Origin of the sequence: Mesorhizobium sp. M0491, assembly GCF_040321265.1 — a bacterium.
Classification (GTDB): Bacteria; Pseudomonadota; Alphaproteobacteria; order Rhizobiales; family Rhizobiaceae; genus Mesorhizobium.
The window spans coordinates 135,742-156,210 of record NZ_JAMYRE010000003.1 but is presented as its reverse complement, the minus strand read 5'-3'; the positions used below and the strand labels follow the sequence as shown (position 1 = coordinate 156,210).

Genomic DNA, 20,469 nt, shown 5'->3' with positions numbered 1-20,469 from the left:
GCCGAGACTCGACCGTCCGTTCAGAAAATAGTATGACACTGTAACGTTGCGGTGCTATAAGGAGGCAAGAAACGAACTTGCCATGAGAACCAGCAAACCAATCACCGTGACCCTCGGCCGCCAGCAGAGCAGCGTCGACGCACGTCTGGCCTCGGGCGCCTACGATTCCGCCAGCGAAGTCATGCGCGCGGCGCTACGCGCCCTCGATCGCGAGGAGCAGATCATCACCGCTGTTATGCACGCCAAGGTCCAGGAAGCCCTTGACGACCCGCGTCCGGACATCCCGGCAGAAGACGTCTTCAAAGCGTTGCGCGCCCATCATGCGGACCGCATGAAGGCCTCTAAGCGTGACGCATAAGGTCGTCTTCAGGCCAGCGGCTCAAGCCGACGTCTTCGCCATCTACAATTACATCGAAAACGACAGCGGGAATCGGCGTGCCGGCGACTATGTCAACCGCATAGAGGCCGCGTGTATGGCGCTGTCCACCTTCCCGGAGCGCGGGACCGTGCGCGACGCTGTTGGCCCCGGCGTCCGCATCGTCGGTTTTGAACGCCGCGTATCTATCGTTTTCCGGGTCAACGGTGACACCGTGGTCATCCTGCGTGTGCTCTACGGCGGACAGGATTATCCGGCCAGTTCAGAGGATGAAGCAGACACCTGATTCCTCTGGTAGGGATTGCGAACTGCAGTCTGGTCTAATCAGCACCTTCTTCGGGATCCATCGCCGCGGCCTCGGTGGCCAGAACCTCGATTTCCTGGTTCTGCCCGGCCACGACCGTAAAATCCTTCTGATAGATGCGGTCGCGGTTCTTGGCGATGATGGTGTAGTCGCCCTCGGCCAGCACCATAGAGGCGAAGGCGCCGACGGTTTCCTTGATCGGATCGCCGGACTCATTGAGCAGCGACCAGGACGTATCGGCGATCGCCTCGCCACCGGTCTCACGCACCAGCTTCATCGTGATCTCGGCGGCGTGGTGCTCGACGGTGGCTTCGGTCAGCTTGCCGGCCTCGACGCGGATGTCGGAGCGGATGACCGCGTTGACCGCGCCATAGGTCGAGACGACATGGTAGATGCCGGCGTTGAGCCGCACGACACTGTTGGGCTCGACATCGGGAATGATCAGCGCGCGGTCGCCATTGGCCTCGGCGGTGCCCTCGTAGATCGAAAAGCGCAGCTTCTTCGGTGGAATGCGCACGCCGCCGGACAGCACGGCGTCGAGCTTGAGGCCGCCGGCGTCGAGCACGAGGCTTTCGCGCTTGGCGTCCTTGCCGACAGTGATGCGCTTGGTGGCGCCGGCCCGGCCGTAGGAGGCGTGAACCAGATAGCTGCCAGGCTCGAGCTGGAAGACGGCGGTGCCGCCATGGGAGGAGGCGACCATCGGCAATTTGCCGTTGACGGCTTCGGGCTTGAAAACCCGCCAGACGATGCCGCGCGTGATGTCGGAACCCTTGTCGGTCAACTGGGCGGACAATGTGATGGCGCCGCCGCCGCTTAGTGCCAGTGACGTCTCGCCTTTCGGCGTCGCGTAGCTCGAAATTCCCGGAAGCTTCAGGTCGCTGACACCGTCGACGTTCTGCGCCATGGCGTACGAAACCGGCGCCATGAACAGCAGGGCGCCGAGCCAGATCAGGAAAAGACGGACAGTCCCCTCAAACATGCCTTGCGTTGAAGCCCATGGCGGTGGCAATTTCAAGGCTTAAGAGTCCGATACGACTCTTCCGTCCGGCGTATCCCGCGCCAATGCCCGAGCCGCCCGAATTCCCGATGGTGCGCTTCAGCTCAAAACAGAATGTTCAGGAGACTTGCGCCCATGGCGTCGCCGATCATCGATTTCCTGCTGACCCGAAACTCCGCTCCGATCCCCGATCTGAAGCAGCCGGCGCCGAGCGATGCGGAGATCGCGACGATGATCACTGCTGCCTCGCGGGTGCCCGACCATGGCCGATTGGAGCCCTGGCGCTTCATCGTCTACCGTGGCGACGCCCGCGTCGAGATCGGCAGGCAACTGGCAGCGCTTGCAGAGCAGCGGGAGGGCCCATTGCCGGAAGGCCGCCGCAATCAGGAACTGGCGCGGTTCTCACGCGCGCCGCTGGTGATCGGCGTCGTATCTGTCCCCCGGGAGAATCCAAAAATCCCGCAATGGGAAATGTTCCTGTCGGGCGGCATGGCGGCGATGAACCTGATGATAGCAGCGAATGCGCTGGGCTATGGCACCAACATGATCAGCAACTGGTATTCGGATGTACCGGAGGGCAGGGCGCTGCTGGGGCTGGCGCCGCAGGAGCGCGTCGTCGGCTTCATCCATATCGGCTCCTATGCCGGCCCGGCGCCGGAGCGGCCGCGGCCCGATCCGGCAAAGCTTTACGGCGACTATTCGGGGCCGTGGGCGGGCTGAATGTTCTACGAACCCTCAAAGGGCCACGGCCTGCCGCACGATCCATCGAAGGCGATCGTGGCGCCGCGTCCGATCGGCTGGATTTCGACGCTGAACGGAGCCGGTGAGATCAACCTTGCTCCATACTCCTTCTTCAATGCCGTTTCGACACGGCCGTTCATTGTCTGGTTCTCCTCCGAGGGCGAGAAGGACAGCGCCTCTTTCGCGCAGGAGACCGGTGAGTTCGTCGCCAATCTGGTCAGCCGCGATCTTGCGGAGAATATGAACCGCACATCGGTCAACGCACCGCGCGGCGTCAACGAGTTCGTCTATGCCGATCTTGCCATGGCGCCGTCGTGCTTGGTCGGGCCGCCGCGCGTGGCGGCAGCGCCGGCAGCACTCGAATGCCGGGTGACGGAAGTCTTTCGGCCAAAGGCGCTGGATGGATCGCCGACAAGCGCTGTGATTGTTGCCGGTGAGGTGGTCGGCGTGCACATCGACGACGCCTTCCTGACAGACGGCCTGTTCGACATCACCAAGGCCGGCAATGTCGCTCGTCTCGGCTATATGGACTATGCCAGCGTCGACGAGGTGTTTTCGATGCGCCGGCCGCGCTGGGACAAGGACTAGATATCAGGCTTGGCCAGCGCCTTGCCGGCACTCCTTCGCTGCCTGGCCGTCATGACGGTGCGCACATAGCCGGGCTCGCCGATCCGGATGCTTCCATCGGGCAGACCCAGTATGCGGTCGAGAGCGATCTCGTAGAGCCTGACGCGTTTCTCCAGGGCCTCGATCGCGATCTCCATGTCGGCGTCGCTGCCGCCGGCAATTGCCTTGGCAACGACGTCATGCGTGGCCATGCCGAACTGCATGACGATGTCGGCGACACCTTCCGGATCGAAGGTCCTGAAAGTGCCGTCTTCGATCCCTTGCCTGATGATCTTGACCAGCAGAGGTGAAAACGACGCGCTGGCGGCCAGATTGATACGGTGGAAAAGCACCAGATTCTCAGGCCGAAACATCGTCTCGAAAAGAGTCCAAGCTTCCGGCGCGGTCTCGATCTTGGCCCGCCGCGACTGGCTGAGCAGGCCATTCAGGCGGCCAAGCGGGTCTAGGCCCGGATCGTCGATTATGTCTTGCACGCCAGCCAGTGCCTGTCTTGCAAAACGATCGGCCAAGGCTTCCAGAAGAGCCTCCTTGGAGGGGAAGTAGTGATAGAAGGCGCCCTTGGAGACGCCGGCGGACGCAATCACGTCGTTGAGGCTCGCTTTGTCATAGCCCTGCGTCAGAAAAAGCATCTGGGCATGGTCCAGAAGTTCTTCTCGCCTGAACTCTGGATGCTTGATGACACGGGGCATGATGAACCTTCTGCACAGCTGGCTTGAATTATAGACCGTTGGTCGGTATGGTAGACCGATGGTCTTAAATTGCCAGCGCAAGTGAGCGGATATCATGAAAGGCCGATCATGATCGCGAAATTGGTCCTTCAAACATTCGTCTGGTTTGGCGCCATGGGCGGCTTGCTCTTCCTGTCGGCCGGCACGCTGCACTGGCCGGGGGCGTGGGTCTATCTGGTGGGGATGGTGGGGCTCAGTCTCACCTTGGGCGTGGCGCTGGCAAGGCGCGATCCCGGCCTGATGAATGAGCGGCTGAGTTCTCCCATCCAGAAGAATCAGGACACGGCCGACAAGGTCCTGCTGTCCATACTACTGTTCGCCATCTTTGGTTCGCAGATATTCATGGGGTTCGACGTCCGTTTCGGCTGGTCCGTGGTTCCCGTCTGGGTGCAGGTGGTCGGCGCGCTCGTCCTGCTGCTCGGAATCTGGATCTGCTATCTGACGATGCTGGAGAACAGTTTCGCGGCGCCCGTGGTGAAGATCCAGGATGAACGCGGACAACATGTGATCTCCACGGGGCCTTACAGCTACGTCCGCCATCCGATGTACGCCGGCGCCATCCTCTTCTTCGCCGGCACGGCACTTCTGCTTGGTTCCTGGTGGGGGCTGGCGTCGGTACTCGTGATCGTCGTTCTCCTGGCCATCCGCACCTTCATTGAAGAGAAGACGCTTCGCACCGGCCTGCGCGGCTATGACGACTATGTGGCCCGGGTCCGTTACCGCTTGATCCCGTTGGTTTGGTAGCAGGCGCTCAGGCGGAAACACCTGCCGCCTTTGCCCGCGCCAGAAGCCGCTCGGCTAGCCGCAGGTGCGGGCGGTCGAACATCCTGCCGTCGATGCTGACGACGCCGGGACTTCCCGCTGCCGCGAACGCGGCAACGATTGCCGCCGATTGTCTCACGGCGTCGACCGACGGCGTGAAGGCGGCGTTGATGACCGGCACCTGATCGGGGTGGATCGCCATCTTGCCGGTGAAGCCATCGCGCTCGGCCTCGGTGCATTCCGCTTCGAAGGCCGCCATGTCGCGAAAATTCGGGAAGACGGTGTCGATCGCCTCGACCTCCGCCGCACCGGCGGCAAGTATGGTCATGGTGCGAGCGTGACGGAACACGTCCGTGTAGCGGCCATGCTCGTCGCGGGCGCTGCGCGCGCCGATCGTCGCCGACAGGTCTTCAGCGCCCCAGGTGAGGCCGGCAAGCCGCGCGCTTGTCCCGGCATAGGTCGCAGCCGCCAGCACGCCTGCCGGCGTTTCTGTGATGATCGGCAGGATCTTGATCGCGCCGTCGGCCAAGCCGTTTTCGGCCTCGCGCACCCTGAGCTTTGCCGACAGGTGCTGCACATCCTGGCCGCTGTTCGACTTGGGCAGCATGATGCCGTCGGGTTTCGCTGGAACCAGTGCGGCGAGATCGTCGTCCGTCAGCGCGGTCGACAGGTCGTTGACCCTGACATAGATGGCTGAACCGGTTTGCGCCCTGCGTTCCAGGATGAAGCGCGCCGCCACCTCGCGTGCCAGCGCCTTGTTGTGCGGTGCCACGGAATCCTCGAGGTCGACGATGACCACGTCGGCGCCGACACCAAAACCCTTTTCCAGTTTCCTCTGGGAATCGCCAGGGATGAACAGCAGCGAACGCATGCGTCAGATCGCCTTCTTCAGCATCATCGCTTGCCTGGTGCATTTGGCGACGAGATCGCCATGCTGGTTGTAGGCGCGATGCTCGAATTCGACGATGCCGCGATCGGGTTTCGACCTGGACTCGCGCACCGAGATGACTGTCGTCTCAACGCGAATGGTGTCGCCATGGAAGACCGGATGCGGAAACACGGTCTCCTTCATGCCGAGATTGGCGACCGTAGTGCCGACTGTGATGTCATTGACCGAAATGCCGATCATCAGGCCGAGCGTGAACAGCGAGTTGACCAGCGGCTTGCCCCATTCGCTCTTGGCGGCGAAATCGAAGTCGATGTGCAGCGGCTGCGGGTTCAGCGTCATTACCGAAAACAGCATGTTGTCGCTTTCGGTAATGGTCTTGCGCAGCGTGTGCTGGAAGACATGGCCGACAACGAACTCTTGGAGATAAAGCCCGGCCATTTCTTTCTCCTCAGGTGCTTGACGGTGATAGGCGCTGCAAATCAGCCTCGCAAGCCAGTTAATGAACATGGTGAACGGTTCGTAAACCAATTCTGCCTACGGTCGTCAGTGGGGTCAGAAGCTTCTGACAAGGGGCGTAAGCAGGCGGGCATGGTTGTTGTTTCGCATTTCCTGAAATGGATCTACACGGCCAGGGTGTCGGAGCGCGCCGCGGCGGCGAGCGCTCTGGCCCGGGCCTATATCAATTCCGAATTGCCTTTCGAGGACCGTTGCGCCGCCGAGGCGGCGCTGACGCTGTTGCTCGACGATGCCTCGTCGAAGGTGCGGCTGGCGATGGCCGAGGCGCTGTCGATGAGCCACCACGCGCCAATGCAGATCATCAGCGTGCTGGCCTCCGACCAGCCGGAAGTCGCCGGCGTGGTGTTGGCGCGCTCGCCGCTGCTCACCGACGCCGACCTGATCAACCGCGTGGCTTCAAGTCCGAAGGCGACACAGAAATTGATCGCCGACCGGCCACTCGTCTCGATGGCGCTGTCGGCGGCCATCGCCGAGATCGGCGAGGCGGACGCCTGCGCCGTGCTGCTCGCCAACAGCGGCGCCGACATCGCCTCGCTCAGCTTCCGCCGCATGGCCGAACGGCATGGGCACCTGCCGTTGGTGCGCGAGGCGCTGATATCGGATATCAGGCTGCCGGCCGACTGCCGGCATATGCTGCTCGTCAAGCTTGGCGAAATGTTGAAAACGTCGCCACTGGTGATGGCGATGATGGGCGCGGCGCGAGCCGACCGCGTCATGCGCGACGCCTGCGTTAAGGCTTCCGTGACGCTGATCGAAGGCACGCGCCAGGAAGAACATGCGGCCCTGATCGAGCATCTCAGGCTGCGTGGCGACCTTACCGCGAGCTTTCTGATCCGCACCATCGCGCATGGCAAGGTGGATTTCTTCGGCTCGGCGCTGGTCGCGCTCAGCCAGCAGTCCGAACAAAGGGTAAGGGCGCTGCTGGCCGGTGGGCACGACGTGGCCTTGCAGGCGCTGTTCCGCAGCGCCGGACTCGCCGCAGTCACCCATGCCATCATCCTGCGTGCGCTGAAGATCTGGCGCGAGGTTGCCAACGGCAAGCGCATCGCCGGTGTGCAGGAGGTCAGCTGGCTGATGCTCAAGGAAGTGGGTGGGCAATCCGCCGAAGGCGATCTTGCCGCCTTGATCAAGTCGATCCATCTCGATGCGCTGCGCGAGAACGCGCGAGGCCACGCGCTGGCGATAGCGGCAGCTTAACCTTTATCCCTCGCGAAAAAGTCGGGGAAATCCTCCATCGCGGCGGCGATGATGCGCAGCGATGCCGCGATCTGCAGCAATTCGCTGGTGCCGTTTCGCTCGGCGATGTTCGCTGCGTACTGCCGGGCGACGGCGACGGTCGAGGTCTGCGGATCGCTGGGGGCGCGGAAAAGCAGTTCGCGCGCCAGTCCCCTCAGGAAGTTGGCGATCGAAAGCGCGGTCTCGGATGGAATGGCATGGCTTTGGCTTGCATCGCGCAGCCGAAGGACCTCCAGGCCGACGGTGACGGCGGCGACTCCGCCGCCCAGAACCGCATCGCCCTTCTGACCGGCATTCTGCACCAGCGGCATCAGCTGGTTGATGCGGTCGTAGGCGAGGCTCTCGAAGGCCGAACGTCTCGGCACGCGCTCATGCAGGCAAAGCCGCGCCAGATCCTCGCGCATGGCGCGCACGATGCGGTTGGCCGCGAGCCACGGATCGGCGGGCAGCACGACGATGAAGACACCGATCGCCAGCAGGATGCCGACCAGGATCGACGCCGAACCGGCGAAGAAGGGTCCGGGATCGTAGGTCATCGCCTGGTGCGGGCTCAGGAAGGCAAGGAAGTTGATGGCGAAGGCCGTCGCCACGCCGACATAGCGTGGATTGGCCATGGCCAGCGCCGTCGGTACAAGGATGGGCACGACAAACAGCATGAACCAGCCGAAGCCGGGCAGGGCAGGCAATGCGATCTGGCCGACGAGAAAGGCAAACGGCAGCGCCAGAAGCGTTCCCTTGAAGAAACCCCAGGCGACCTGCACAGGGTCGGGGCGAGCAGCAAACAGGCTCGATACGACAGCAACGAGAATGACCGTACCGGCCGCTTCCGACCATTTCGTCGTCAGCCAGAAGGCCGCGACCAGCAGCGTGGCAAGGGCAGCACGCAAGGCGTTACGCGATGCGCCGGCGTAATCGCGATGCACCACCAGCGCAGGCTGCCTGCTGCCCCGGGCCGGACGTGTGGCAGGCGCGCGCAAGGCGTCGAGGCCGCGCAGCACCTGCTTGAGCGCATCGGCGAAATCGGCGGCGATGGTCAGGCGGGTGATAGTGCCGACCCTGTCGTTGCCCTGGTCGGTCGAGGTATCGGGCATTTGCCGGGCGTTTCCGGCAATCGCATCGAGCCGAGCCATCCACAGCGCCGTATCGTCCAGCGCGCCGGGCTTGGTCGCCAGCTCGCTGACCAGCGATTGTAATTCCGAGCGCACCGGAATGAGCGCCGCATTCTTCGGGGCGGCGTGCGAATGCAGCGCGCGTGCCGCCGAGAGCGCGGAGAGCAGCTGTCCGATGGTGCGCCGGACTGGATGGGCGCGCGGCGCGAAGCTTGGCGCTTCGAGCCTGGCATAGGCGCGCATCTCGCCGAGCGTCTGGGCATCAGTGATCAGCTTTCGGTGCAGCGCGGACAGCGTTGCCGGGTCGCCGCCGGAGAACGCACCGCCGGCATAGGTGGCAAGATCAAGGATGCAGCGTTTCAGGCGCGAGACGATGGCGTCGCTGGCCAGTTTTGGCAGGATCAGGCGGCTGGTCAGGCCGGCGCAGACAATGCCAAGCACGATCTCGGCACAGCGCGCGACCGCGAGGTCGACGACGAGATGCGGCTGTCCGAAAGCGGGCAGGCCGATGATCATTGCGGTGTAGCCCGCGAGGGCGGCGCCATAGGCTTCCGGATTGCGCAGCAGCGACGAGACGAAGGTGCAGATGCCGATCCAGACGGCAAGCACCGTTACCAGCACCCAGGGGTTGGTGCCGCAAACGGTGGTGATGCCGATCGCGGCGATGCCGCCGACCAGCGTGCCGAGCAGCCGGTAGAAGCCCTTCGCCAGTACCATGCCGGCAACCGGCTGGGCGACGATGAACACCGTCATCATGGCCCATTGCGGATGGTCGAGCTTCAGCGCATAGGCGGCTAGCAGAGCGATCAGGCCAGCCGAAACAGTGCGCAGCGAGAAAATCCAGTCCGAACGCGTCGGTTGCGTCAAGCCGGCTAAACTCGTCTCGAAATAGCCTTTCAGCCGCGCCCAGGTCACATGCTCGTCTCCGCAACTGGAGCCTTGTTATGGACCGGCTGGTGGCTAGATATCCAGCACTTCCGTCTCGGCGAATTCGGCGCGTTCCTGGATGAAGCGGAAGCGGGCCTCCGGCTTGGTGCCCATCAATGCATCGACGGCGTCCTTGGTCGCCGCCTCGGCGTCGATCACATCGATCCGAAGCAGCGTGCGCTTCCTCGGATCCATGGTGGTTTCCTTGAGTTGGGCCGCCATCATCTCGCCCAGACCCTTGAAGCGGCCAAGCTCGACCTTGCCGCGCCCGGTAAATTCGGTGCGCATAAGCTCGTCCTTGTGCGCGTCATCCCGGGCATAGGCGACCTTGCCGCCTTGCCTGATCGAGTAAAGCGGCGGTACCGCCAGATAGAGGTGGCCACCACGCACCAGTGCCGGCATCTCCTGGTAGAAGAAGGTGATCAGCAGCGAGGCGATGTGGGCGCCGTCGACGTCGGCGTCGGTCATGATGATCACGCGATCGTAGCGCAAATCCTCGTCGCGGTATTTCGACCGCGTGCCGCAGCCGAGCGCCTGGATCAGGTCCGAGATCTGCTGGTTGCCGGCAAGCTTGTCGTTGCCGGCGCTGGCAACGTTGAGGATTTTTCCGCGCAATGGCAACACCGCTTGGCTGGCGCGATCGCGCGCCTGCTTGGCCGAGCCGCCGGCCGAGTCGCCTTCGACGATGAACAGTTCAGCGCCGGCCGCGGCATTCTGCGTACAGTCGGCGAGCTTGCCCGGCAGCCGCAATTTGCGCACCGCGCTCTTGCGCGACACTTCCTTTTCCTGGCGCCGGCGTACCCGCTCGTCGGCGCGTGCGATCACCCATTCGAGCAGCTTCGAGGCTTCCTGCGGGTTGTCGGCCAGCCAATGGTCGAACGGGTCGCGGATCGCGGTCTCGACGATGCGGATCGCCTCGATCGTCGCCAGCCTGTCCTTGGTCTGGCCGACGAATTCCGGCTCGCGGATGAACACCGACAGCATGCCCGCCGCCGAGATCATGACGTCTTCCGAGGTGACGATCGAGGCGCGCTTGTTGCCGACGAGATCGGCATAGGCGCGCAGGCCCCGCGTCAGCACGTTGCGGAAGCCGGCCTCGTGTGTGCCGCCTTCGCCGGTCGGGATGGTGTTGCAGTAGGAATTGATGAAGCCGTCGCCGCCGAACCAGGTCACCGCCCATTCCAGCGACCCATGGCCGCCTTGTTTCTCGCTCTTGCCGGCGAAGATTTCGCGCGTCACCTGGAAGTCGTCGCCGAGCGATGCCTTGAGATAGTCCTTCAGGCCGCCGGGAAAATGGAATTCCGCCTTGGCCGGTGTCTGGTCCTTTTCCTTGATCAGCGACGGATCGCAGGTCCAGCGGATCTCGACACCACCGAACAGATAGGCTTTCGAGCGCGTCATGCGGTAGAGCCGCGCCGGTTCGAACGCCGCGCCCTTGCCGAAAATCTGCTCGTCGGGGTGGAAGCGGATCTTTGTGCCGCGCCGGTTGTGGACCTCGCCCAACTGTTCCAGCCCGGTCACGGGAACGCCGCGCGAGAATTTTTGCCGATAGAGTTGCCGTCCCCGCGCGACCTCGACCTCGAGATGGTCCGACAGCGCGTTGACCACGGACACGCCGACGCCATGCAGGCCGCCTGATGTCTCGTAAACCTTGGAGTCGAACTTGCCGCCCGAATGCAGCGTCGTCATGATCACTTCAAGCGCCGGCTTCTTGAACTTCGGGTGCGGATCGATCGGGATGCCGCGGCCATTGTCGGTCACGGCGAGATAGCCATCGGCCGAGAGCTCGACATCGATGAAGGTGGCATGGCCGGCCACCGCTTCGTCCATCGAATTGTCGATGACCTCGGCGAACAGATGGTGCATCGCCTTGTCGTCGGTGCCGCCGATATACATGCCTGGCCGTCGGCGCACCGGCTCCAGCCCTTCCAGCACCTCGATGTCGGCGGCGCTATAGCCCTCGCTGCCGTCCTTGGTCGAGGCAGGACGCTTGGTGGCTTGCACCACCAGTGGATCCGCAGGGCGCGCTGGCGCGCGAACCGGCTGCGGCTTGTTGTCGTCATTGCCGAAAAGATCGTCCATGCCTGCCATAGAGTCCGATGCTGCGAATCACCTCGCGATACTGCCACGCTTTTCAGCGCCAAGCGACCGAGGTTCCTGTTCCGTTCGGGGATATGGCCCCTCTTACTCCAAAACCATTCGATAACCAAGCCGGCGGAAATAGGTCCGATACCGCGGTGCAGGATTCCTGATTCTTTAACAATGCCGCCTAGGGTTAAGCCCAACAAAACAAGAAACTGCGGGCATCAGGGGTTTCGGCGTGAGGGGCAAGGCCATATCGATGATCGGCATCGCCGCCGTTTTCGGGGCGATCTCGATCTTTGCCGCGGATTTCTGGGTCAAAAGCCAGGCCAAGGCCGATTCCGAAGAGAAGACGTCGTCTATTCCGGCAGCTGTCGTGCCGAAGGTCGAGTTCAAGACCATCGTGGTGGCGAATGCCCCATTGCGCTACGGCATGGCGCTCGACCGCGCGCAGCTCAGCGAAATCCCGTGGTCGCAAGAGGCCGTGCCGCAGGGCGCCTTCACCACCATCAATGCGGTGCTTGCCGATGGCAGCCGCGTGGTGCTGTCGCCGATCGAGGTCAACGAGCCGGTACTGCTGACCAAGCTGTCCGGTCCGAACGGCCGCGCGACACTCTCCAACATGATGACGCCCGGAATGCGGGCGGTCACCATCCGCACCGACGAGATAGCAGGTGTCGGCGGCTTCGTCACACCGGGCGACCGCGTTGATGTCGTGCTGACGCGCGATGCCGGCGAAATTCAGGAAGTGGCCAAGAATGCACAGGGTGCGGCCGGATCGACGGTCACCTCCGAGATTGTCGTTGCCGATGCCAAGGTGCTGAGCGTCGGGCAAGGTGCCGACGAGCGCCAGACGACGCCGCAGATTTCCAATTCGGTGACCATCGAGGTGACGACCGACGGCGCGCAGAAAGTGGCGCTGGCCCGCACTGTCGGTACGCTGTCGCTGTCGCTGCGCTCGGCCAGCGAAGGCGGCGACGGCAAGGGCGGCGTCACCACCATCTCTTCGTTCGGTGGATCGGCCGCCTCGAACGTGCAGGCCGCTGCCGGCTCGCTGTTCGATGCCGTGGTGAAAGAGCCGGAGAAGCCGAAGTTCAAGACGGTCATCGTAACGCGCGGCACAAAGGCCGAGGAATACCAGGTTCCTTCGCGGGACCAGAAATAAGCCAGTGGGGACTGGGTGAGGGACGGGACAATGTTCGGGCTGTTCACATATCGGGTCATGGGGCGGTTGCGCGTTTTGCGTGCGGCGGCTGTCGCGTCTTCGCTGGCTGCTGCCGCGATGCTGGCCTTCGGCGCCTCGGCGAGGGCTGACAACGAGATCGTCTATGTGTCGTCGACCAAGAATGCGTCAATCAAGGTCGCCAAGGGCAAGCCGAAGACGATCATGACCAGTGCCGCCTTCTACCAGATCGTCATCGGCGATCCGGAGATCGCCAACGTCAATCCGCTGACCGACAAATCCTTCTATGTGCTCGGCAACAATCTCGGCACCACCGGCATTGCCCTGTTCGATGAGAAAAAGCAGCTTGTCGGCACTGTCGACATCGAGGTGACGCTCGACACCGACCAACTGGCCAGCACCATTCGCGCCAGCGTGCCGGATGCCAGGATCACGGTCGGATCGGCCAATGGCCGGGTCGTGCTGTCGGGCGAGGCGGATGACGCGGTCGCCGCCGAAAAGGCAAACAAGATCGCGACGCGCTTTTCCGGCACTGAAGAGGTGATCAACTCGGTCAACATCTCGTCGTCGCAGCAGGTCCAGCTCAACGTCCGCTTTGTCGAAATCAACCGCCAGGCGGGCCAGGATCTCGGCGCCAAATACGCCGCCAATTTCGCCTATGGCATGGGTGGCCGCGACGTCACGCTGCCGGCCGGATCGATACAGGGCGCGGGAACAGGCGAGATCATCGGCAAGCTGCTGTCGAATGGCGTCTCCATCGATATCGCCATCAAAGCGCTGGAAGAGCGCGGCTTGGCGCGGCGGCTGGCCGAGCCGAACCTGATCGCCCGGTCCGGCCAGACGGCGAGCTTCCTCGCCGGCGGCGAGTTCCCGATCCCGGTCTCCGAGGACGACGGCAAGATCTCGGTCAGCTACAAGAAGTACGGCGTCAGCCTGGATTTCACGCCGACGGTTCTGAAGGACGGGCTGGTCAGCCTGGACATCGCGCCGGAAGTCTCCTCGATCGACGCGTCTGCCTCCTACAACATAGGCAGCATTTCGGTGCCCGGTTTCATCGTGCGCCGTGCCAGGACATCGGTCGACCTGAAGAACGGCCAGAGCTTTATGATCGCCGGATTGCTGCAGTCGCAGAACGACATCACCACGTCGCGCATTCCCGGCCTCGGCAAGATGCCGGTGCTTGGGGCGCTGTTCTCGTCGAAATCCTATCAGCGGCGCGAGACCGACCTCGTCATCATCGTAACGCCCTATCTGGTCAAGCCGGTCGATCCGTCGAAGAAGCTCGTCGAGCCGACCGATGGCACGCAGCCGGCCAGCAACGCCGATTATTTTCTCAACAACACCGAGGAAGTGAAGGGCGCCGATACCGGTCGCACCGTGGCGCTGGCAGACGGCCGCGTCACTCAACCTGCAGCGGCCGCTTCGGCTGGGCATTTCCTCGACCTGCCGAAGGATTGAAGCCATGCGTCTGGTCTTTGGATCGAGCGTCGCCTTGCTGCTGGCCGGCTTTACCGCTGGCTGCACCAGCGACGACTATGTGCGCAGCGAAGGGCCGACGGCCGGCGCCGGAAATGCGCAGGCCGCCAACACCGTCATGCAGATGGTCGATCCCTGGAAATACGGGGTCCAGAACACCAGGCTCCTGGTGCCGGCCCAACGAGGCAGTGCCGCGGCCGTAACACCCGATCAGGCGGCCGGTGCCAAGGCGTCGCAGTCCAGCACGACCAATTGATCCCACGGGCAACTGATCCAACGGTCGATCGACCTGACAGGCTGACAGAATGGCAAACGGCATCAAGACCAGGAAGATCCTGCTCGTATCGACCGACAGGACGTTTGCGCAGGACACGCGCACCGCGTTTTCCGCCTCCGAGATCATACAGCTCTCGACAGTGGAGAAGAACGTTACCGAGTTGCGCGGCGAGATCCAGGAAGCCGACTTCGGCGCCATCATCGTCGACATGGATGCGGCAAGGCTGGAGGAGGTCGAGTCGCTGCAGCGCATCATGCGCCGGCTGGAGGACAAGGTTCCGGTCGTCGTCGTCACCCAGGAGTTCAACGCCGCCGCGGTGCGCATTCTCGTGCAGCTCAAGGTCGCGGATTTCCTGGTCAAGCCGATCACCACCGCCGATCTGGTGCGCTCTGTCGTGCGGGCACTGCAGGGACCCGGGCGCGAGGAAAACAGCGAGTCGCAGATCTACACCTTCATGCCTGCCGCGGGCGGCGTCGGCACCACCACGCTGGCGCTGCAGACCGCTTTCCAGCTGCATCACTCGGTGACGCGCGGCGCCTCGACCTGCGTCGTCGATCTCAATTTCCAGCAGGGCGCCTGTGCCGAATATCTCGACCTCGAACCGCGTTTCGACATCACCGAGATCGAGAACCAGCCCGAGCGTCTCGACCGGCAACTGCTCGACGTGATGCTGTCCAAGCATGCCAGCGGGCTGTGCGTGCTGGCGGCACCGGCGCATCCAGCAGAGATGCGCTCGTTCAAGACTGATGTCGTGGTGCGCATGCTGGACCTCGTTTCGGCCTATTTCGACAATGTCGTCATCGACATGCCACGCACCTGGTTTCCATGGACGGAAACCGTGCTGCTCGGTTCCAACAAGCTCTACATCGTCGCGGAAATGACGGTGCCGTGCCTGCGCCACACGCAGCGGCTGATCCAGGCGGTCTACGAGACTGCCGGCAAGGAAGTGAAGCCGAACGTTATCGTCAACCGTTTCGAACAGAAGATGTTCGACAACGGCATCAAGCAGGCGGACGTCCAGGAAATTCTCGGCGAGCATTTCGTCGGCGGCATCGCCAACAACTACCGGCTGGTGCGCGAAGCGGTCGATCGCGGCGTGCCGCTGCACGAGATCGATCCGAACGCCAATGTCATCAACGACCTGAAGAAGATCATCCTGCCGGAAGAAGCGGTCCCAACCCGCGCGAAATCGCGCTCGCTGTTTGGTATGGGCCGTGGATTGCTGAAGAGGAAAGCCGGATGACCAGCCGCTTCTCCGCCCTGCAGAACCGAGATGCGCGTCCGCAGCAGCGCGCGCCTGAGACGACGCCGGTCGCCCATCATGCCGTCGTCATTCCGACCAGCCGAAAGGCTTTGCCGGCAAAGCCGGACACAGCGCCGGCAAAGAATGCCAACAAGGTGCTCGATGCGCGCGTGCGTATCCACCGGCTGCTGCTCGAAGAGATCAATCTTGTCGCGCTGGAGCGTTTACCGAAGGATGAGATGCGCCGGCAAGTGCATGATTTCGTGTCGGAAAAGACCAAGCAGGAGCGGATGGCGATCAACACCGTCGAGCTTGACGCGCTGGTCGACGACATCGTCGACGAGATGGTCGGCCTCGGTCCGCTCGAGCCGCTGCTCAAGGACCCCGACATCAACGACATCCTGATCAACGGCCACATGAACTGCTTTGTCGAAAAGAAGGGCAAGCTGCAGCCGGTCCACATTCCGTTCAAGGACGAGGCGCATCTCCTGCGCATCGTCAACAAGATCGTCGCCGCGGTCGGTCGCCGCGTAGACGAATCGCAGCCGATGGTCGATGCCCGCATGCTGGACGGCTCGCGCTTCAACGCGGCCATCCGCCCGGTTGCGGTCGATGGGCCGCTGGTGTCGATCCGCAAGTTTTCCAAGAACAAGCTCGGCCTGCACAAACTGGTCGAATTCGGCGCCATCACCCAGAACATGGCCGAAGTGCTGGCGGCGGCCGTGCATGCCCGCAAGACGACGATCATTTCGGGCGGCACCGGCACCGGCAAGACGACCATGCTCAATGCGCTGTCGGCCTTCATTCCGGAAGACGAGCGGCTGATCACCATCGAGGACGCGGCCGAACTCCAGTTGCAGCAGCCGCATGTCGCGCGCATGGAGACACGTCCCGCCAACATCGAAGGCCATGGCGAGCTGAAGCAGCGCGACCTCGTCAAGAATGCGCTGCGCATGCGCCCCGACCGCGTCATCCTCGGCGAGTGCCGCGGCGAGGAGGCATTCGACATGCTGCAGGCGATGAACACCGGCCACGAAGGGTCGATGGCGACCATCCATGCCAACACGCCGCGCGACGCCATTTCGCGGCTCGAGCAGATGCTTGGCATGACCGGCATGCCGATGACGGTGCAGTCGATCCGCAGCCAGATCGCCAGCGCGCTCGACCTGATCGTTCAGCTGACGCGCCTGTCCGACGGCAAGCGCAAGGTGACCAGTGTCGCCGAGGTGACCGGCATGGAAGGAGATGTCATCCAGATGCAGGAGATCTTCCGCTTTGTGCGCACCGGCATGGAGGCCGACGGCAAGATTCTGGGGCACTACGAGGCGACCGGCATCCGGCCGCGGTTCCTCGAGGATCTGCGCGCCATGGGCATCGAGTTCCCCGGGCGATATTTCGAACCCGGCCGGCCGCAGGAGTAGCCAAGTGTTCGACGGGCTCAGCGCGATCTATGTCGTCTATGCCGCGGCTGCACTGACCGGCATCCTGATCGCCGAGGCCTGCTACCTGCTTTATGCCGGCCGCAGCGACAAGCGCACCGCCATCAACCGGCGCATGAAGCTGCAGGAAAACAAGATCAGCCAGGAGCAGGTGCTCGTCCAGCTGCGCAAGGAGCGGGGCCTTGACGCGGGCACGCCGCTGTTTTCGCCGGACCGGTTCCGCGCTCTGCGAATCCAGTCGGGCATGATCATGCCGCTGTCGAAATTCCTGATGATCACCTGCGGCGTGGCATTCGCCGCTGGTCTGGTCGCCATCTGGTACGGCTTGCCACCGCTGATGGGGTTTGTGCTGTTTGTGGTGCTTGTGCCGGTGCTGCCAGTGATGACGCTGCGCTTCAAGCGCAAGCGCCGGGTGAAGCGGTTCGGCATGCAATTGCCGGAGGCGCTGGAACTGATCACGCGTGGCCTGAAGGCCGGCCATCCGGTGCCGGTGGCGATCGCCATGGTGGCGCGCGAGATGCCCGACCCGATCGGCACCGAGTTCGGCGTCATCGCCGACGAGGTGACCTATGGCTCCGATCTGGTTTCGGCGTTGAACTCGCTGTTCGACCGGGTCGGCCAGGAGGATCTGCCGCTGTTCGTCACCGCCGTCTCGATCCAGACCAGTTCGGGCGGCAATCTGCGCGAGATCCTCGATGGCTTGGCGACGACGATCCGCGAGCGCGGCAAGCTGCGCCGCAAGGTGCGCGCAATTGCGACAGGAAGGCCGGATGTCGGCCTACATACTGACGGCGGTGCCGGCGTTGCTGTTCACCGCCATCATGGCGCTGATGCCGGGCTTCTACCGCGACGTCTGGGGCGAGGCGAAAACCTGGTACCTGCTCGGCGGGTCGATCACCTGGCTGATGCTGGGCAATCTGATGATGTTCAAGATGTCGAATTTCAAGTTCTGACATGCAGCGCTTCATCGAATTCCTCGCCTCGCTTGCGCCGACCTCATTGATGCCGGTGGCCATCCTGCTGCTGGCGGCGGGTGCTGCCGCTGTTGCCTGGCCTGTTGTCATGGCGAAGGGCGACCGCAACGAGGTCATGCGCCGGCTCAGGGTCGACAACGGTCCCGTGGCCGCCAAACCGGAGCCGGTGCAAAAGAAGAATACCGGCATCGTGCGCGAGAAGGCGGTGAAGCGGGCGCAGGAATTCTACGCCAGGAGCGATCCGGAAAATGTCGCGCGGCTGCGTATGAAGCTTATCCAGGCGGGCTACATGGAGCCGCGCGCTGTCGGTACGTTCTTCCTGATCCGGTTCACCGCGATGATCGGCACGGCAATCGGTGTGTTTGTGCTCAACCGGTGGATGGCCAGCCCCGACGCGACGATGGCCAGCCGCTGGACCTTCGTCATCCTGTCGGGAGCGGCCGGCTATTTCCTGCCCGGCCTGGTGCTGAGCCAGAAAGTGCGGGAACGCAGGCGTGAGTACCGCAACGGCTTTCCCGATTTCATGGACTTGATGATTGTCTGCTCGGATGCCGGCATGAGCATGGAGGCGGGCATAGAGCGCGTCTCCAAGGAACTCGCCAAGACCTATCCCGCGCTCAGCCAGAACCTGCAGCTGGTGTCGCTGGAGCTGAGGGCCGGGCGCAGCCTCGACGATGCGCTGAAGGCGCTCGCCGACCGCCTCAGCCTGGACGAGGTGCGTTCCTTCGCCACATTGCTGCAGCAGTCCAAGGAACTCGGCACCAGCCTGTCGGGGGCGCTGCGCGTTTTCTCCGACGACATGCGCCATAAGCGTATGTCGTTGGCCGAGGAAAAGGCGCACGCTTTGCCGGCCAAGATGTCGGTGCCGGTTGTTGTGTGCATCCTGCCGGTGGTGCTGATGATCGCGGCCATTCCAGTCATCGTCAAAATGACGGCGCACTAGCGAGCGCTTCACAAAAGCCCTAGCAAGGGGCTGACAACCATTGTTCTGACCGAACCCGGCTTTGCAGGTGAGAAGTCCATGCTGCTGCGCACTCTCTTGCTCGGCCTTGCCGCGGCCAGCCTGTCGCCCGCCTGGGCCGTGGCCGACGATTGCGGCGATGCCGCCGCCCTGCTGCAGCAGGCCTACCCCAAGGCTCGAAAGAGCGCCGACGGCACCTCGTTCACGCTCGAACCCCACACCAGCATCGCCCTGACATTCGCGTATGGCGATCCGCCGGGGCTGGTTTGCAAGATCTGGCCCGCCCATGACGACCTGCTGTTGGTCGCAGTGCCGCTGATGGAGGGGTCCCAACCCAGCGACTACGCGCATGCCGGCGATATCGAGCTTTTGATTGTCGACAGGAAGAGCCGGCAGGTGCGCCAGCGCTTGCTCCAGCCCGGGCTGATGAATGATGATGCCATCGCCATCCGCAAGGTCGAACTTGATACCGGCCGCTATGCGCTGGCGCCCGATGTTACTGCCTTTGGCCTGCGCATCGAAATGGCGAACAATTCGCTGCCTAATCCCTTCAGTGAAACCGACCTGCGGCTCTATGCCGTCGATGGCGATTCCCTGAGGATGGTGCTCGATGGCCTGGTCGTGGGCGGCAATGGCGGCGAGGGCGATACCAATTGCGCCGGATACTTTCATACTAGTCGGGTTAGCCTGGCGATGAGCCCGGCCAAACATCATGGCTACCACGACATAACGGTGGTCGAGCAAATGGATACTGACAATCCGTTGCCCGACAAGGATGGCGAGTGCCAGTCCCATCCCGGCAAGTCCGTGAGCCAAACCTACCGGCTGCGCTATGATGGCAGCCGGTATACGGCTCCTGCGGGGCTCAAAGCCCTGGAGCCGTGAGGACGCCGCTGGCTGCGACTGAAGCAGCGTGGCCTGGTGGTTAATGGCTGGTGTGCCCGAAACCAAATTTTGGTGACGTTTCGGCACCAAAGTTTAAGCGTCGCTGATATAATGTGTTTCCTGAAGAACGACCCGGCAAATCGGGCGATGAGGCAGGGGCATGCGTCACAGTAACTTCACGGCAATGGCCGCGATTTCGGCCGTCTTGATGATGTCTGGCTGTACAACGGGCGGCGTCGACACCACCAAGACCACCGCCATCCAACCGGCGGCGAAGGACATCGACACCTCCGATCTGGCGCAAGGCAAGGCGCAGTTTCGCGACGCCAATTACGGCCTCGCCGAAAAGCACTTCCGCAAGGCCGTCGAGTTGAAGGCCGACAATGCGGAGGCCTGGATGGGGCTCGCTGCTTCCTATGATGAACTCGGCCGCTTCGACTTCGCCGACCGTGCCTACGGCCAGCTTTTGAAAGTCGCCGGCCGCAAGCCGCAGATCGTCAACAACATGGGCTATTCGCAACTGCTGCGCGGCAATCGCAAGAAGGCCAAGGCGCTGCTGCTCGAAGCGAAGGCCGGCATGGCCGATCCCACCGTCGTCAACGCCAACCTCGCTCTCTTGAACAAGGGTTGACCTCGCGTCGTCCAAGGGTCCGGTTTCGGGACACATGGCATCGAACGTTTTGTAAACCCTATCCGTAGGTTGCATCGATAGATCGGCTGAAAACCCATATCTGAGG

At 63.0% G+C, this 20,469-nt stretch carries 21 protein-coding genes; 15 read left to right on the top strand and 6 right to left on the bottom strand.

Features of this window, described 5'->3' with window-relative positions:
• The first annotated feature begins 82 nt into the window (after positions 1-82).
• Positions 83-358: a type II toxin-antitoxin system ParD family antitoxin gene (locus NKI69_RS04610; RefSeq protein ID WP_023810489.1), complete on the top strand. Its 276-nt coding sequence runs from the start codon at positions 83-85 to the stop codon at positions 356-358.
• The gene (locus tag NKI69_RS04605) at positions 348-662 is read left to right on the top strand and encodes a type II toxin-antitoxin system RelE/ParE family toxin (protein ID WP_352720250.1); all 315 of its coding nucleotides are present in this window, start codon (positions 348-350) and stop codon (positions 660-662) included. The genes NKI69_RS04610 and NKI69_RS04605 overlap by 11 nt, the downstream gene beginning before the upstream one ends.
• A gap of 34 nt (positions 663-696) precedes the next feature.
• Here the strand turns inward: NKI69_RS04605 and NKI69_RS04600 are convergent, their stop codons facing one another.
• Positions 697-1,659: an RgsD C-terminal domain-containing protein gene (locus tag NKI69_RS04600; RefSeq protein ID WP_023810491.1), complete on the bottom strand. Its 963-nt coding sequence runs from the start codon at positions 1,657-1,659 to the stop codon at positions 697-699.
• Between the two features lie 153 nt (positions 1,660-1,812).
• On the opposite strand from NKI69_RS04600, the gene NKI69_RS04595 reads away from it, so the two are divergent.
• Both NKI69_RS04595 and NKI69_RS04590 read left to right on the top strand, forming a co-directional pair.
• Positions 1,813-2,397 carry a nitroreductase family protein gene (locus NKI69_RS04595; RefSeq protein ID WP_023810492.1) on the top strand — a complete coding sequence of 195 codons (585 nt, stop codon included), beginning with the start codon at positions 1,813-1,815 and terminating at the stop codon, positions 2,395-2,397.
• Positions 2,398-3,006 carry a flavin reductase family protein gene (locus NKI69_RS04590; protein ID WP_352720247.1) on the top strand — a complete coding sequence of 203 codons (609 nt, stop codon included), beginning with the start codon at positions 2,398-2,400 and terminating at the stop codon, positions 3,004-3,006.
• On the opposite strand, the gene NKI69_RS04585 is transcribed toward NKI69_RS04590, so the two are convergent.
• Positions 3,003-3,734 (bottom strand): TetR/AcrR family transcriptional regulator, encoded by a 732-nt coding sequence (locus NKI69_RS04585; protein ID WP_352720245.1) that lies wholly within the window; start codon positions 3,732-3,734, stop codon positions 3,003-3,005. The two genes, NKI69_RS04590 and NKI69_RS04585, sit on opposite strands and share 4 nt — an antisense overlap.
• A 108-nt stretch (positions 3,735-3,842) precedes the next feature.
• Between NKI69_RS04585 and NKI69_RS04580 the strand changes: the two genes are divergently transcribed.
• Complete coding sequence (locus NKI69_RS04580; protein ID WP_352720242.1) at positions 3,843-4,517, top strand: methyltransferase family protein; 675 nt, start codon at positions 3,843-3,845, stop codon at positions 4,515-4,517.
• A 7-nt stretch (positions 4,518-4,524) separates the two neighbouring features.
• On the opposite strand, the gene NKI69_RS04575 is transcribed toward NKI69_RS04580, so the two are convergent.
• Positions 4,525-5,406: an HpcH/HpaI aldolase/citrate lyase family protein gene (locus NKI69_RS04575; RefSeq protein WP_352720240.1), complete on the bottom strand. Its 882-nt coding sequence runs from the start codon at positions 5,404-5,406 to the stop codon at positions 4,525-4,527.
• Between the two features lie 3 nt (positions 5,407-5,409).
• Positions 5,410-5,862 carry a MaoC family dehydratase gene (locus NKI69_RS04570; RefSeq protein WP_352440239.1) on the bottom strand — a complete coding sequence of 151 codons (453 nt, stop codon included), beginning with the start codon at positions 5,860-5,862 and terminating at the stop codon, positions 5,410-5,412.
• A 150-nt stretch (positions 5,863-6,012) separates the two neighbouring features.
• Between NKI69_RS04570 and NKI69_RS04565 the strand changes: the two genes are divergently transcribed.
• Complete coding sequence (locus tag NKI69_RS04565) at positions 6,013-7,137, top strand: DUF2336 domain-containing protein (protein ID WP_352440240.1); 1,125 nt, start codon at positions 6,013-6,015, stop codon at positions 7,135-7,137.
• Here NKI69_RS04565 and NKI69_RS04560 read toward each other — a convergent pair.
• Complete coding sequence (locus NKI69_RS04560) at positions 7,134-9,200, bottom strand: FUSC family protein (RefSeq protein ID WP_352720237.1); 2,067 nt, start codon at positions 9,198-9,200, stop codon at positions 7,134-7,136. The two genes, NKI69_RS04565 and NKI69_RS04560, sit on opposite strands and share 4 nt — an antisense overlap.
• A gap of 45 nt (positions 9,201-9,245) precedes the next feature.
• Positions 9,246-11,303: a DNA topoisomerase IV subunit B gene (parE, locus tag NKI69_RS04555; RefSeq protein ID WP_023810500.1), complete on the bottom strand. Its 2,058-nt coding sequence runs from the start codon at positions 11,301-11,303 to the stop codon at positions 9,246-9,248.
• Between the two features lie 229 nt (positions 11,304-11,532).
• On the opposite strand from parE, the gene cpaB reads away from it, so the two are divergent.
• The 9 genes from cpaB (at position 11,533) to NKI69_RS04510 (ending at position 20,363) form a co-directional block, all read left to right on the top strand.
• Positions 11,533-12,459, top strand: coding sequence for a Flp pilus assembly protein CpaB (gene cpaB, locus NKI69_RS04550; RefSeq protein ID WP_245273189.1), 927 nt, complete (start codon positions 11,533-11,535; stop codon positions 12,457-12,459).
• 57 nt (positions 12,460-12,516) lie between these two features.
• Entirely contained in the window at positions 12,517-13,935 is a 1,419-nt protein-coding gene (locus NKI69_RS04545) for a type II and III secretion system protein family protein (protein WP_502900148.1), read from the top strand.
• Positions 13,936-13,939: 4 nt separating this feature from the next.
• A complete protein-coding gene (locus NKI69_RS04540; RefSeq protein ID WP_128303365.1) occupies positions 13,940-14,209 on the top strand; it encodes a hypothetical protein in 270 nt (89 codons plus the stop codon).
• Between the two features lie 49 nt (positions 14,210-14,258).
• Positions 14,259-15,473, top strand: a complete 1,215-nt coding sequence (locus NKI69_RS04535) for a CpaE/TadZ family protein (protein ID WP_127297210.1) — start codon at positions 14,259-14,261, stop codon at positions 15,471-15,473.
• Complete coding sequence (locus NKI69_RS04530) at positions 15,470-16,894, top strand: TadA family conjugal transfer-associated ATPase (protein WP_352630173.1); 1,425 nt, start codon at positions 15,470-15,472, stop codon at positions 16,892-16,894. Before NKI69_RS04535 ends, NKI69_RS04530 begins: the two co-directional genes overlap by 4 nt.
• A gap of 4 nt (positions 16,895-16,898) precedes the next feature.
• Positions 16,899-17,915: a type II secretion system F family protein gene (locus tag NKI69_RS04525; RefSeq protein WP_352720234.1), complete on the top strand. Its 1,017-nt coding sequence runs from the start codon at positions 16,899-16,901 to the stop codon at positions 17,913-17,915.
• Positions 17,867-18,829 carry a type II secretion system F family protein gene (locus NKI69_RS04520; protein ID WP_352720231.1) on the top strand — a complete coding sequence of 321 codons (963 nt, stop codon included), beginning with the start codon at positions 17,867-17,869 and terminating at the stop codon, positions 18,827-18,829. Before NKI69_RS04525 ends, NKI69_RS04520 begins: the two co-directional genes overlap by 49 nt.
• A gap of 96 nt (positions 18,830-18,925) precedes the next feature.
• Positions 18,926-19,732 (top strand): PA3715 family protein, encoded by an 807-nt coding sequence (locus NKI69_RS04515; RefSeq protein WP_352720229.1) that lies wholly within the window; start codon positions 18,926-18,928, stop codon positions 19,730-19,732.
• 160 nt (positions 19,733-19,892) lie between these two features.
• Entirely contained in the window at positions 19,893-20,363 is a 471-nt protein-coding gene (locus NKI69_RS04510; RefSeq protein WP_023810509.1) for a hypothetical protein, read from the top strand.
• Positions 20,364-20,469 lie beyond the last annotated feature (106 nt).